Source organism: uncultured Prevotella sp., from assembly GCF_946407605.1.
Classification (GTDB): Bacteria; Bacteroidota; Bacteroidia; order Bacteroidales; family Bacteroidaceae; genus Prevotella.
On sequence record NZ_CAMJOS010000003.1, the window covers coordinates 160,401 to 174,385 of the forward strand.

13 protein-coding genes are annotated in these 13,985 nt (G+C 35.8%); all 13 read left to right on the forward strand.

The window, feature by feature from the left end; genetic code table 11:
- Positions 1 to 63: 63 nt before the first annotated feature.
- From Q0R57_RS02570 to Q0R57_RS02630, 13 genes are read left to right on the forward strand one after another with little or no spacing between them, the layout of a single operon-like run.
- Complete coding sequence (locus Q0R57_RS02570; protein ID WP_294743619.1) at positions 64 to 1,191, forward strand: polysaccharide pyruvyl transferase family protein; 1,128 nt, start codon at positions 64 to 66, stop codon at positions 1,189 to 1,191.
- Between the two features lie 11 nt (positions 1,192 to 1,202).
- Entirely contained in the window at positions 1,203 to 2,894 is a 1,692-nt protein-coding gene (locus tag Q0R57_RS02575; RefSeq protein ID WP_294743620.1) for a thiamine pyrophosphate-binding protein, read from the forward strand.
- A gap of 3 nt (positions 2,895 to 2,897) precedes the next feature.
- Positions 2,898 to 3,815 carry an NAD-dependent epimerase/dehydratase family protein gene (locus Q0R57_RS02580; protein WP_294743622.1) on the forward strand — a complete coding sequence of 306 codons (918 nt, stop codon included), beginning with the start codon at positions 2,898 to 2,900 and terminating at the stop codon, positions 3,813 to 3,815.
- On the forward strand, positions 3,796 to 4,023 hold the full coding sequence (locus Q0R57_RS02585) for a hypothetical protein (protein WP_294743624.1): 228 nt from the start codon (positions 3,796 to 3,798) through the stop codon (positions 4,021 to 4,023). Before Q0R57_RS02580 ends, Q0R57_RS02585 begins: the two co-directional genes overlap by 20 nt.
- A gap of 1 nt (position 4,024) precedes the next feature.
- On the forward strand, positions 4,025 to 5,104 hold the full coding sequence (locus Q0R57_RS02590) for an aminotransferase class V-fold PLP-dependent enzyme (RefSeq protein WP_294743626.1): 1,080 nt from the start codon (positions 4,025 to 4,027) through the stop codon (positions 5,102 to 5,104).
- Positions 5,105 to 5,106: 2 nt separating this feature from the next.
- Positions 5,107 to 6,444, forward strand: coding sequence for an adenylyltransferase/cytidyltransferase family protein (locus Q0R57_RS02595; protein WP_294743628.1), 1,338 nt, complete (start codon positions 5,107 to 5,109; stop codon positions 6,442 to 6,444).
- 15 nt (positions 6,445 to 6,459) lie between these two features.
- Positions 6,460 to 7,317 carry a LicD family protein gene (locus tag Q0R57_RS02600; RefSeq protein ID WP_294743631.1) on the forward strand — a complete coding sequence of 286 codons (858 nt, stop codon included), beginning with the start codon at positions 6,460 to 6,462 and terminating at the stop codon, positions 7,315 to 7,317.
- Positions 7,307 to 8,848: a hypothetical protein gene (locus Q0R57_RS02605; protein ID WP_294743633.1), complete on the forward strand. Its 1,542-nt coding sequence runs from the start codon at positions 7,307 to 7,309 to the stop codon at positions 8,846 to 8,848. Before Q0R57_RS02600 ends, Q0R57_RS02605 begins: the two co-directional genes overlap by 11 nt.
- Positions 8,849 to 9,883, forward strand: coding sequence for a glycosyltransferase family 2 protein (locus Q0R57_RS02610; RefSeq protein WP_294743635.1), 1,035 nt, complete (start codon positions 8,849 to 8,851; stop codon positions 9,881 to 9,883).
- Between the two features lie 38 nt (positions 9,884 to 9,921).
- The gene (locus Q0R57_RS02615) at positions 9,922 to 11,145 is read left to right on the forward strand and encodes a hypothetical protein (protein WP_294743637.1); all 1,224 of its coding nucleotides are present in this window, start codon (positions 9,922 to 9,924) and stop codon (positions 11,143 to 11,145) included.
- A 32-nt stretch (positions 11,146 to 11,177) separates the two neighbouring features.
- The gene (locus Q0R57_RS02620; protein WP_294743639.1) at positions 11,178 to 12,392 is read left to right on the forward strand and encodes a glycosyltransferase; all 1,215 of its coding nucleotides are present in this window, start codon (positions 11,178 to 11,180) and stop codon (positions 12,390 to 12,392) included.
- 13 nt (positions 12,393 to 12,405) lie between these two features.
- Complete coding sequence (locus Q0R57_RS02625; RefSeq protein ID WP_294743641.1) at positions 12,406 to 13,236, forward strand: glycosyltransferase family 2 protein; 831 nt, start codon at positions 12,406 to 12,408, stop codon at positions 13,234 to 13,236.
- A 14-nt stretch (positions 13,237 to 13,250) separates the two neighbouring features.
- Positions 13,251 to 13,985: a WecB/TagA/CpsF family glycosyltransferase gene (locus Q0R57_RS02630; RefSeq protein ID WP_294743643.1), complete on the forward strand. Its 735-nt coding sequence runs from the start codon at positions 13,251 to 13,253 to the stop codon at positions 13,983 to 13,985.

Below are 13,985 nucleotides of genomic sequence, written 5' to 3' on the forward strand. Positions count from 1 at the left end.
GGGCCTGCCCAACTTTTATGCATCGAAGGCTTTCTATTGAAATTTAATAAGAAATATTAGAAGATGAAAAATTTAGGTATAGTAAGCTATAATATCAATTGCAATTTTACTAATTATGGCTCGGCCTTACAATCGTGGGCCCTTAGCCAGGCAGTTGATAGAATAGGAAAAGATATAGGAGTGCAGTCTAAACTTATAGACTATTGTCCGAAAGTGCTGGAGGATTGTGATGTGCTTAATCCGTTCAAACGGATGTGGGACACTGACGAGGAATCTCGCCGTATGGTAGAGTTAACAATGCCAGCTATAAAGGAGAACTATAAGAAATTTGAAGATTTCTATACCAATAGATTTCGTCGTACAAAGAAAAAGTATCATGATAGTGACTTCAATGAAATTGTAAATGACGAGGGTATAGATGGCTTTGTATGTGGTAGCGATACAATTTTCTGCTTTACTGAGTTTAAAGGCTTTGTAGAAGGCTATTATGCAAACTTTGACTGTATGAGGGGACGCAGTGTGGCTTATGCAGCAAGTTTTGGTGACCCTCACTTTAACGATGAAAAATATAATACGCTTAATGAAAGACTCAAAAACTTTAAGAGTATAGGTTTGCGAGAGAACTTGATGTTAGACTATGTAAAGAGCCATACAAGCATTCCTGTTCAGAGGGTGGTAGATCCTACATTATTGCTGACATCCCAAGACTATGAAACGATTACCGCTGAAAGAATAGTCCCAGAAAAGTATCTCCTTCTATATTCCCGTCGCTATAATAAGAAAATGGAAGCCTTTGCAGAACAAATGGCAAAGGAAAAGGGATTGAAGATAGTTGAGATAAGTCTTAGAGCCACAAATGCGGAAAAAGGACATATGATGATGTATGAAGCTGGTGTTGAGGAATTCCTTTCACTTATTAAGTATGCAGAATGCATTGTTACCAATTCTTTCCATGGAATCATTATGAGTGTTCAGTTCCGCAAGTTGTTCTATGGATTCTCACGTGAGCAATGCGACAACAAGACACAGGAGCTCACTGAATTGATGGGGCTAAATAATAGAATGCTAGTATCAGGCGATGAAGAATGCCCTAATACTATTGATTATGAAAAGGTTCATGCTTTAATAGACGTTGTCAGGAAAGATTCTATAGCATTTCTAAGAAACGAACTTACGGTTTTATCTAAGTAAAAACAACCCAAATGGAAAGACATTATACAAACGAACGAAACCATCAGATACTGATTTCATTGCTGAAAGCGCATAATATCAGTAAAGTAGTAGCATCGCCAGGTACAACAAATTCGGTTTTCATTGGCAGTATTCAACATGATCCGTATTTCACAATATATTCAAGTGTTGACGAACGCTCTGCTGCATATATGGCCTGTGGCCTGTCATATGAATCAGGAGAGCCGGTAATTATCAGTTGTACGGGAGCTACCGCAGCAAGAAATTATATGTCTGGTGCGACCGAAGCATATTATAGCAAAATGCCAATTCTTATCTTGACTTCATCGCAACCGAACAGAGCAATAGGACACTTAACACCGCAGGTGACTGATAGAACATCTCCACCCAATGATGTCTGTAAAATCAGTATAGAGCTTCCTACGTGTAATGATAAGGCTGACGAGTGCTTCTGTGAGATACAGGCTAATAAAGCTCTGACAGAATTAAGGCGTCATGGAGGAGGCCCTGTTCATCTGAATCTGATTACGACCTACTCATATAATGAGAAAACTGCACTAACAGCAACGTCTTTCCCAGACGCACGTGTTATAAGAAGGATTTCCCAAACAGATGTCTTTCCTGTAATAACAGGAACAAAGAATGCTATTTTTGTTGGTTCCCATAAGAAGTGGACACCAGAATTGACAGAAAGTGTAGATAGGTTCTGTGAGACAAATAATGCGGTGGTTCTGTGTGATCATACTAGTAATTATAAAGGGAAGTATGGTATTCCCTTTGCATTAGTCATAAATCAAGCTTCTTTAAATAGAGCGAACACTCCTGCTTATACGGTAGATATTCTTATTCATATAGGGGAGGTTACAGGTGAAGAAGGTGCACCACGAATGATAAAAAGTAAGGAAACTTGGCGCGTATCAGAAGACGGGGAAATTAGAGATTATTTCAAAAATATGAGCCACGTCTTTGAAATGCCAGAAACACTGTTCTTTACACATTATGCTAATAAAGAAAGTAAAGAGACTTTGTATTATGATGAATGTATAAAAGTCTATAATGATTATGCTTGCCTTCGTAATAAAAGACTGGATGAAATGTCATTCTCAAACACGTGGATAGCTCAACGTATAGCCCCCCAGATTCCAGATGGCTCTACTGTGGTTTTGAGTATTCTTAACACTTTGCGTGTATGGAATTATGCAGAATTTAAACCTGCGGTAAACGTATATTGCCCTCTTGGTGGTTTTGGTATTGATGGAGCATCCTCTCTGACAGTAGGTGCTTCATTGGCAAATGCTAATAAATTGTATTTCGGTATTACTGGAGATTTAGCTTTCTTCTATGACTTGAATTCTTTGGGAAACAGGCACATAGGAAGTAACTTGAGAATTTTACTAGTCAACAATGGATTGGGCTTTGAGTTTAAAAAGTGTTACGCAATGGCTTATCGCTTGCTTGAAGATGAAGTTGAACCATATGTTGCTGCGGCAGGTCACTTTGGAAAACAGTCCAGTGCTTTAGTCCGTCACTATGCAGAGGATCTGGGATTTGAATATTTAGCAGCATCAAATAAAGAAGAATTTGAAAAGGCATATCAGCGTTTCGTATCTCCCGAGATAACAGAAATGCCTATAGTGTTCGAGTGCTTTGTTTCTGCAGAAGAAGAATCTACGGCATTGAATGTTGTACAAAACAGAGATTAGCAGATGAAAAAAATATTGGTTTTTGGCGGAACAGGGGCCATGGGAGTTTATTTAGTTGAAATTCTCTCAAAAACAGGGTTATACGAGATTGATGTTACTTCTCGTTCAAATCGTGAATCCACTCTTCCTTACCTAAAATACATCAAGGGAAATGCGCGTGATAATGATTTCATGAGGTCATTATTGTCTGAACATTATGATGTGATTATTGACTTTATGAACTATAATCTTGATGAATTCGCAGATAGATGTAATTTCCTGCTGTCATCATGTGGGCAGTATGTATGGTTTTCCTCAAGCCGTGTTTATGCAAACTCTATAATACCTATAACAGAAAGCTCTCCCAGGTTACTGGAAGTCTCACAAGATAAAGACTTTCTCGCCACTAATAGATATGCTTTACGAAAGGCAAGGCAAGAAGATTTGATAACCAAGTCCGGGTTTAAAAACTATACGATTATAAGACCTTACATTACTTATAGTAATGAACGGTTACAACTTGGTATCTACGAAAAGGAGCAATGGCTATACCGTATATTGAAAGGGCGTGATTTGGTCATCAATAAAAACATTATTGATAAACAAACGACGCTTACATATGGCTATGATGTGTCCTTGGCTATTTCTAAGTTAGTATATAATCAAGATGCCTTTGGAAAGGTTATTCAGATTGCTTCAAGCGAAAATATGACTTGGAGGGAGATTCTCAAGTTGTATTTGGATATTCTAAAAGAGAAAAAGAATCTTACGCCCAGAATCTATTTGAGTGACCACATGCAGGCTATAGACGAACTATATGAGGGGGGATATAATACTATTTACGACAGAGTATTTAATAGACATTTTGATAGTTCTTATTTGAACAAAATGGCAAATCTGGGGGGGGGCATTTTACAAAGAAATGAGGAGAGGCCTAATTGACTGCCTATCAGATTTTTTGGATAACAACCGCAACTTTTTGAAAATTGATTGGCAATTTGAAGCGTATCAAGATATATTAACGGGTGGAATGGCTTCATCTGATGAATTTAGTTCAGAGGAAGAATATGAAACTTACCTCCGTTTTCGCAATACTCCCATTAATGAAATAGATGGATTGAATAATGAATTAGAAGAAATTTACATGTAATATGATAAACTTTACAGTAGGTCCTGTACAGTCTTCAGATGCTGTCCGGGCAATTGGTGCTGAACAAGTGCCTTATTTTAGAACCGCAGAGTTCTCAGAAATAATGTTTGAGAATGAGCGTTTAGTGAAAAAGTTTGCAAATGCTACCGAAGATAGTAAGGTAGTGTTCATGACATGCTCAGGTAGTGGTGGTATGGAAACTGCTATCATCAACTGTCTTAATAAGAACGATAAGGCACTTGTTATTAATGGTGGTAGCTTTGGTGAGCGTTTTGTGGAATTGTTGACTCTTCACGAAATTCCTTTTACTGAAATCAAATTGGAGCATGGTAAGGCATTGAAGCCAGAACATCTTGCAGCATACGAGGGTAAAGGTTATACTGCTTTCCTGATGCAGAAGCATGAGACATCTACTGGTGTTCACTATGACATTGATATGGTCTCAGATTTCTGCAAGCGCAATAATCTTTTCTTGATTGTTGATACTATAAGCACATTCCTCTGTGATCCATTTGACATGACTGCTACGAATACTGGCATCATGATTACTGGTTCGCAGAAAGCATTGGCTTGTGCTCCTGGTATTGCCGTGATGATACTTGCTCCTTCTGCATTGAAGCGTGTAGAAGAGAATAAGTGTTGTTGTCAGTATCTCGACCTGAAGCTGGCTCTAAAGAATATGGAGCGAGGACAAACGCCTTGGACTCCAGCTGTGGGCATTCTTCGCCAGATTAATGTTCGTCTGAAGGAAATCGAAGCAATGGGAGGTGCTGGTGTTGAGATTGCACGTTGTGCCGACTTGGCTAAGTATTTCCGTGACAAGTTGGTTGAGTATAACCTACCATTTGAGATTGTATCAGAGAGTCTTTCTAATGCTGTTACGCCACTGCATCCCACAACACAATCTGCCTACGAAATCTTCCTGAAGATAAAGGATGAGTATGGAATGTGGATTTGTCCTAATGGTGGTGATATGAAGGATACCATCTTCCGTGTTGGTCATATTGGCTATTTGCAAAAAGAGGATTACGATAAGCTGATTTCTGCATTCTTGGATTTAAGAGATAAGAAATTCATCTGATTATGGTTAAGGTTATCACATACGGTACTTACGACCTGCTACATTATGGTCATATCAGGCTCTTGGAGAGAGCTAAAGCTTTAGGCGACTACCTCATTGTAGGCGTAACTGCTGATAGTTTTGACTTGACTCGTGGAAAGATAAACGTGCAACAGCCCCTAATGGAGCGAATAGAGGCAGTTAAGGCAACAGGGCTTGCAGACGAGATAATAGTCGAAGAGTATGAAGGGCAGAAAATAGATGATATTAAGCGCTATGGTGTTGACATTTTCACTGTAGGTTCAGATTGGAAAGGGCATTTTGACTATTTAAGTGAGTATTGCAAGGTCGTCTACTTGGATAGAACGCAGGGAGTTTCCAGTTCAGAGATAAGAGCCGAAAAACGCGAATTGCGGATTGGGTTAGTAGGAGAGTCTATTGTTCTTAATAAATTTGCGTCAGAATGCCATTATGTTAATGGTGTTACTGTAACTGGGGTATGTACGCATGATGATAGTGATTTTTCCAATGAGCTAAAGGGTCTGCCATTAGTGACAGATTCTATAGATAATCTCTTTGATGTTTGTGATGCAGTTTATATTGCGTCACATCCAGCCAGGCATTATGAAGAGGTCAAAGCCGCACTGCTTGCAGGAAAACATGTGTTATGTGAATCGCCTGTAGCTATTTCTGTAAAGAGCTATCAAGAATTGAAAAAGATATCTGAGGAGCGCCACTTGCAACTAGTAGATTCATTGAAAACAGCTTATTCAACTGCATATAATCGCATGATGCTTTTAATAAAAAGTGGAGTGATAGGGGATGTTAAATCTGTAGATAGTATTTGTACAAGCCTTTCGGATCTGGAAAGAAAAGAAGGAAAGCCAACATCGCATACATGGAATAGCATCTGTGCCTGGGGGCCGACTGCCATGCTGCCGATTTTTCAGTTACTTGGTACCAACTATGTAAGTAAACAGATAACGTCTCATCTTATAGGTGAGCATTTTGATACATTTACGAAAGTTGCCTTTGTTTATCCACATGCAGTAGCATCATTAAAGGTTGGTAAAGGAGTTAAATCTGAAGGCGAATTGATTATTTCTGGAACGAAGGGTTATGTCTATGTGCCAGCACCATGGTGGAAGACTGATTACTTTGAGGTTCGGTATGAAAACCCTGTAAATAACAAACGATATTTTTATCAATTGGATGGTGAAGGTATTAGATACGAAATTGTTACATTTTTAAAAGCAGTGGAAGATAGTAGAACTTGCAATTATATTCAACCAGCTACTACTGATACTATTATAAGATTAATAGAGGCATTCTATACAAAAGAAGACTTTATTTCAATATAAAAAATTACGAATAATATGAATTCAGAAGAGTTTAGGAAGGAAGTTCACACATTTATAGATGCAGAACTTGATAAATTTGAAGAATACCAGACAATTGCTGCAGATATACTAAAAGAATTTGATAGGGTTTGTAGAAAGAACAATTTGTCATATTGGGCTGCATTCGGAACACTACTAGGTATTAAAAGAGATGGAGGTCAAATTCCTTGGGATTATGACATTGATTTATTGGCACCTTTCTCAGAATTAGACAAATTGAGAAATGCCTTGAAAAATGACCTAGGTGCCGATTATTATTATGTTTTTACCGATACAATGCCTAATTATCCAACAAATTGTTTACGAGTGTGCAGAAAAGGATATGACTGGAAGGCAATCCATGTGGATGTGTTTTTTCTTATAGGTGTGCCAGAAGATAAAAAAGAAAGAGATCCTTTTATAAAGAAGTGTATTAAATATAAAAAAATAAGGCACGCAAAGTATATGCAAGATCATTTTCCATCTGAAGGTGTTTCTTTCGTGGATCGATTAATAAAATGGTTGCAAAGAAATAGGTATTTTTATTTTACATCAAAAAAATTGAATGCTATTCAAAGAAAATTGTGCTCACAATATTCTTTAGAAGAATGCCCCAATTGGAATGGCTATGGCGGCCCTATCATATTGCCAAGGGGGATTTTTGAAAAAAGCGAGGCGTCATTCCATAACTTTCCTGTAATAATACCTTCTAAATATGATGAATTTCTTTCATTGTTTTACGATGAATGGAGGTCGTATCAGCCTATAAGTATTCGCTTTAACGAGTTTTATAAAATGAAAAATATAGTTGACTCCCGCCAGTTAAAATATCAAAAAGATAAAAATGACAATTAATAAGGAATCGGTATCAAGAAATAACCAACTTATAGCAAAGAACACTATGTTACTTACTATAAGAATGGTAGTCGTTTTAGCAATAGGGCTTTACACATCGCGTGTAATACTCCAAGTATTAGGGGTAGAGGACTATGGAATATATAATGTGGTAGGCGGCTTCGTGACGATGTTTGCTTTTATAAATACCTCTATGAATAATGGTATACAAAGGTATTATAATTTTGAATTAGGTAAGAATGGTGTAGAAGGTGCTCGTAAAGTCTATCACTGTGCATTAGTTACTCAAATTACTATAGCAATAATAGTAACTATAGCTATTGAAACTTTTGGGCTCTGGTATCTTCACAATAAACTAGTAATACCGCCAGATCGTTTTGATGCTGCGCGGTATATATTCCAGTTTTCGGTAGTTTCAATACTTTTCACAGTGATAAACGTCCCATATAGTGCAGCTATCACAGCACATGAAAAGATGGATTATTATGCAATAGTAAGTATTGTTGATGTTTTCTTGAAATTGATTATAGTACTAGTTTTACCCCTTTTTAATGCGGATTCACTAATTGTTTATGGTTTCTTGATAATAATTATAAGCGCGTTAGATTTTCTATTGTATTATATATACGCAAAGAATCATTTCTTGGAACTAAAAGGACGAATTGTAGTTGATAGGGAGTTATTGAAGAATATGCTTTCTTTTTCCGGTTGGAATTTATTTGGATCATTTGGTGGGGTTATGAAAGAGCAGGGATTAAATTTACTTCTTAATGCTTTTTTTGGTCCAGTCGTTAATGCTGCTCGAGGTATTGCATATCAAGTATTAAATGGCGTGCAGAGTTTTATTGGTAACATAACGACCGCATCACGACCTCAATTGACACAATCTTATGCGCAGGGAAATCTGCGTAGGACTTTTAATATAATGTATAGCATGAGCAAAATGTGTTATATATCAGTTTTTATTTTTGCGTTGCCTGTAATGTTGGAAGCAGAATCATTGCTACATCTTTGGCTGGGAGCCAATGTCCCAGAACACACATCGGCATTTGTTGTTTTGATAGTTGGTGCTTCGCTTATTCACGTTTTTACCCCTCCTACATCTTTCGTAGTGCATGCAACAGGAAAAATGAGAAAGTATCAAACTATAACTACATTGTTTAGTCTGTTTCTCTTACCCGTAGCATATGTTTTTTTGAAGCATGGTTCTTCTGCTGAAATAGTATTTGTTCTTTATTTTATTTTTATGTTATTAGGACAAGGTTTGTGCCTTATAATACTACGTTCAATAGTGGAGTTTTCTATAAGAGAATACATTGAACAGGTTATTTGGCCGTGTTTCTTGCTTAGTATTGCGGCCTGCGCCTTACCAATAGGATTGCATATTATAATGGCCCAGTCATATTTGCGTTTATTTGTTGTGTCTGTAGTCGGTGGCATTTGCGTTATTGTTTCTTCATTCTATCTAGGAATGAATGTGTCTGAAAGATCACTTATCACTGATTTTATTAAAAAGAAGATTTTAAAGTAAATGGGAGTTCTTGTAACAGTTGCTATAGCTTCATATAATAATTCGCCTTATATAGAAAGGTGTCTGGAGTCTGTAATAGGACAGACTTATAATAATATAGAGATTCTGATTGTTGATGATGGCTCCAAAGACGACTCTTTAGGCAAGATTGAGAAATATAGATCGAATAAACGTGTTCATATTGTAACAAAAGAGAATGGCGGTTTGAGTAGCGTTAGGCAGTTGTGTCTGGAGTTGGCGAAAGGTGAGTATATCAGTTTTATTGATGCAGATGATTATCTTAGTCCGGGTTACGTTGAGTCGATGATTCTTAAAATGCAAAAAGATGACTCTGATATCTGTGTGTGTGGAACTCGCTTTGAGACTGCTGATGGGGTATATTTAAAGGACGTGTCATCCTTTTGGGAAAGCAAAGAATCTTCTTTGCCTTATGTGACGACTCCATCGTTCTTGTCTGGTTACAATAGTAAGGATTTTCTAAAGTTGCATTTAAGTGACTCTTGGAATAAAATGTATAAAGTCTCTACTATTCGCCGTTGTAGGGTAAAGTTTAATATGCCTAAAGGTTTGAATGGAAGTGATTCTCTATTTAATATGTTATTGGCTTTACATGAGTTAACTTATTCGATTGTCTCAAATGAAGGTTATATTCATGTGATCTACTCCAGTTCTGCAGTACATCGAAAATGTAAAAATTTGAAAGAATCTTATAGGTTTATAATAGACGCGATGGTAAGTGAAGCAAATAAAATTGGAAAATTTGAATCTTTAAAATATATGATTTCCAGAAACTGGTATCTTTTTCAAGAGGATATCTTTTTCGATGAGTATGACACTGTTGACAAATGGTATAATCTATTTAGTAAATATAAACTACTAAAATCACGTTTAGTTGACTTTTCAACAAATAGAAATTTGGAAAAGTGTAGCTTGTCTATGGCAGTTTCTCGTTCTTCTTGGAGTTTCCTATTCCTATTTAAATATTCTCTTTTAATTCTTCCATTTTATATAGCTTTAATGAAACGAATTCGATAATTTGTACTTTTATATAATAAATATATTCTGGAGATATTATGAAGTCAGGCAATACTGTTACTAGTTTTTTCACTATCATTATTCTTTATTTATATATTTATAATCCTATTCCACGTTGGACTGGTATAGGATTTGGGGCTTTGTTTATGGTTATTTCATTAGTATATGTTTTGTTTTATAAAAAAGAGTTTATAAGGTATTTACGTTATTATAAAACTGCGCTGATACTAAGTTTAATAATGATTCCATATGTTTATTTAGTTATTAATATTAATGGGAAGTCCGATTATCAAGTAGTGGTGGATTTAATAATCTGGGTAATTTTTTCTACTTGCACTCCTTTCTGGTTAATCAAGGTGTTCATTACTAAAGAAAAAAAAATAATTTTTTGGGACAAAATATTATTAGTAGGTTTTATTGCTTCTCTTTTCTCATGTATTGCACTTTTTGTTCCTTCTTTTAACTCATTGCTTAGGGAAATTCAAATAGATATAACAGGAGGTCATTCTGAAGAGCAAATTGGTTTTAGGTTTTATGGCTTGGCAATAAATTTGTCTAGTGCTTATGGTTATGTTCAAGGATTATTAGCTTCTTTATGTCTTTTAAAATTAGATAAAAGTCACAAAAAATACGCTTTATATTTTATAACGTTAACATTATCAGTGATAGTAAACGCCCGTACAGGATTATTTCCTATTGTCATAACACTTGTATACCTCACTATAAGATCAATTGTGAAGCTTAGTTTTATTCAATTATCAAAAATAGTAATAGGTGGTCTATTTGCTTTTTATATAGGAGTTGTATTAATTAGATATTTACCAGGAGTTTATGATTTTGTAATGGATTTTTTTGACCAAATATCTGATATGTCAGAGAAAGGTGGTTTAGAAGATTCTGCATATGTTAGAATGATCCAATATCCATCTACTTTAGAAGGACTACTATTCGGTGAAGGGCATTCTTTATATGGTATCGGTGCAAGAGATTCCTCTGATATTGGTTATGTTAATCAGATCTTCCTTGGTGGGCTTGTATTTGCAGGTCTTTTACTAATATATGAGTTCGTTATTTTTAAGAGTATTTTAAAATGGTCGAGGGACAAAGTATTTTCTACAATTTTCTTCGTGTCAATTTTGGTGTTTAACTATAAAGGTGTTAACTTTTATGCAGGTGCGGCTTATATTAAGTTGTATATGCTTTATTATTTTGTCCTATTGTATAATAAATTGCATATGCGGTCAAATATTTTTCAGGTATAGCTTTTGCAGTGTAAACTTTTTATCTTTGAGACATGAAACCATTATTTGTTAGTAGAGAGTTCTTAGTAGACAAATCTCCAACGGGGGAATGCTTGCGCTCCTTTGTTAATGAATTAAGAAAGAATGCATGGAATCCTAAAGTATATTGTTCCGATATACAGCCACAGAAAAATAATAGGGTGTTAATTAATGAAAAAATTGTTCACGAATCGATATTCCCGAAATATCTTGCAGCAGCCATCCGCAGATTATTAATACCAGATCTGACATGGTTGCCTGGATATGAGTGGTGGTCTTGGGGGAAGAGGTGTAAAAATCAAATACTTCAAGATATAAGAAATGGTGAGCGTTTTGATTACCTTCATACTGTCAGTTTCCCATGTGCATGCCATACTGTTGGATTGAAGATTAAGTGTGAAACGAATCTTCCGTGGATTGCTCAGTTCTATGATCCTTGGGCCGACAACCCATATAGGCCATTTAAAACAGCTTTTTTCAAGAAGATAGATTGGGAGTTAGAGCGTGAAGTGGCTGAAAATGCAGACCTTATTATTCATACAAATGAACCAATTGCACAACTCTGGCGTGAAAGATACGGAGATAGTATAGCCAAAAAGATAGTAGTGTTGCCCCTAACAGCATCCTTACCATCAGTTCCAGTTGTAGAACCAAAACATAAAGATGATGAATTGTTGACAATTTCACATATAGGGAATTTTATGTTAAACAGGACAAGTATACCTTTTATTAAGGCAGTTTTGATGTTATTCAAAGAATATCCTTATGTGAAAACAAAATTGAAAATTAATTATATAGGACAAGTAACGGATAAAGAAAAAGAACTAATCCGAAACTACGGCCTAGCAGACAACTTTAACTTAACAGGTCCAATTCCTCCAGAAGAATGTGAGCCTTTTTATCAGCAGACGGATGTATTTCTTGCCATAGATGGTGTGAATAAAAATAATATCTTCTTCCCTTCTAAAATTCTAAAATATTTCTATTACCAAAAACCAATTTTGGGGATAACTCCAACGGGGTCGGTACTTGATGAAGAGTTGAGAACTGCAGGTCATGCAGTGTTTAATAATGAGGATGTTAATTCTATTAAAGAATATTTATACAAGCTCGTTACAGATTATTCTTCAATAGCCTATGATAGAGATTATTGGAAAAGATTCACCCCCATAACCGTGGTTAATGAGTATTACTCTTTAGTGAACAATAAGTTGTTTAAGTCTAAATAATAAGCAATAATATATGAAGGTTTCCGTATTGATGGCATCTTATAATTCTAATGAAGAATTGTTGAAAGATGTAATAAAGTCTGTAATAAATCAGACTTTTAGGGATTTTGAATTTATTATTGTTGACGATGGTTCAAAGAATCCCGTTGAACCTGTTGTTAGGAAGATAAGTGATGATAATCGTATAGTTGTCTATCGAAAGGAAAATACAGGACTTGGATCTTCTCTTACGTATGGTATATCAAAAGCCCAGGGTGAGTATATAGCACGAATCGATGATGATGATTTGATGGCTCATGACCGTCTTGAAAAACAAGTGGCTTTTCTTGATAATCATCCCGAGGTAAGTTGTGTAGGTTCACACATGAACTTCTATTGCAAAGGTCGTTACATACATTATAGGAAATTTCCTCTAGAACATGACGGAATTTTGAAAAGTATGTTAAATAGAAAATGGTCAATGGCTCATTCGTCTTTGATGTATAGAAAGGATAGTGTAGTGAAAGCTGGATGTTATCGTTTGAAAGGAACAGGTGAAGATTTGGATTTGATTTTACAACTTAGTTTGGTGGGGAAACTTGCTAATATTGATGAATATCTTATATACTATCATATCAGTTTTGGTAGTCTTTCGTCAACTAATAGTCAATTACCAGGCCACGAATTCGCATTGCAAGAGTTTAAAAAGAGTATTGAATACCCTCGATATTCTGCAATAGTTGATAGCTCTTTATCTGCGATAGAAAAGGAAATTAAAGAGAATAAAAAACGTATACTATGGAAACGGTGGGGGGTTATCAAATATCTAAGTATGTTTGGTAAAAAGTTACCTGTTTTATTATAAACATTTGCAAAAACATGAATATATTTAATATAAAACTTGAGTTTGATCACGATGCTTTCCGAAATACAATAGAAAAGTGTGTATCGGAAAAGGGGAAAGGATATGTATGTGTTGTTGATGGTAATGTATTGTCAGTAACATGTAAAGACCCAGAGTACCAGAAGGTGGTGAAAAATGCTCTTGTAAATACCTGCGATAGTAGCTATATAGCCAAAATGGCAGGTGATATTTATGGTCAGAAATTTGAAGCGTATAACGGTCCAAGGGTTTTTGAACATTATATAAAGAAACCGTATAAGCAATTGCTTTTAGGGAATACAGAAGAAACATACCAAAAGATAGTCGAGAAGATGAGAGCAGATGGCGGGAATCCTGAAAATTTGAAATATCAGCCTGTACCATTTGCTAAGGTTGAAGATTTCGATTACGCTGGTATAGCTTCTCAAATCAACGAAATAAAACCAGATTTGATTTGGGTTTCTTTGGGTGCTCCTAAGCAGGAACGTTTCATGAGTTTGATGCTCCCACACTTAAAACAAGGTGTAATGTTTGGTATTGGTGCAGCTTTCAACTACTACGTTGGCTCGATTAATGAACCCAAGATGCAAATAGGAGGTCTAAGGTTTATATGGCTACAACGTATCTTTGAAGAGCCCAAGAAACAAATCAGAAGATGCTGGCATTTCCTGACAGTAATACCTAAGGTGAAGCGTGAGGAAAAGCGAAAATTGAAATCAAAGAAGGCTTAA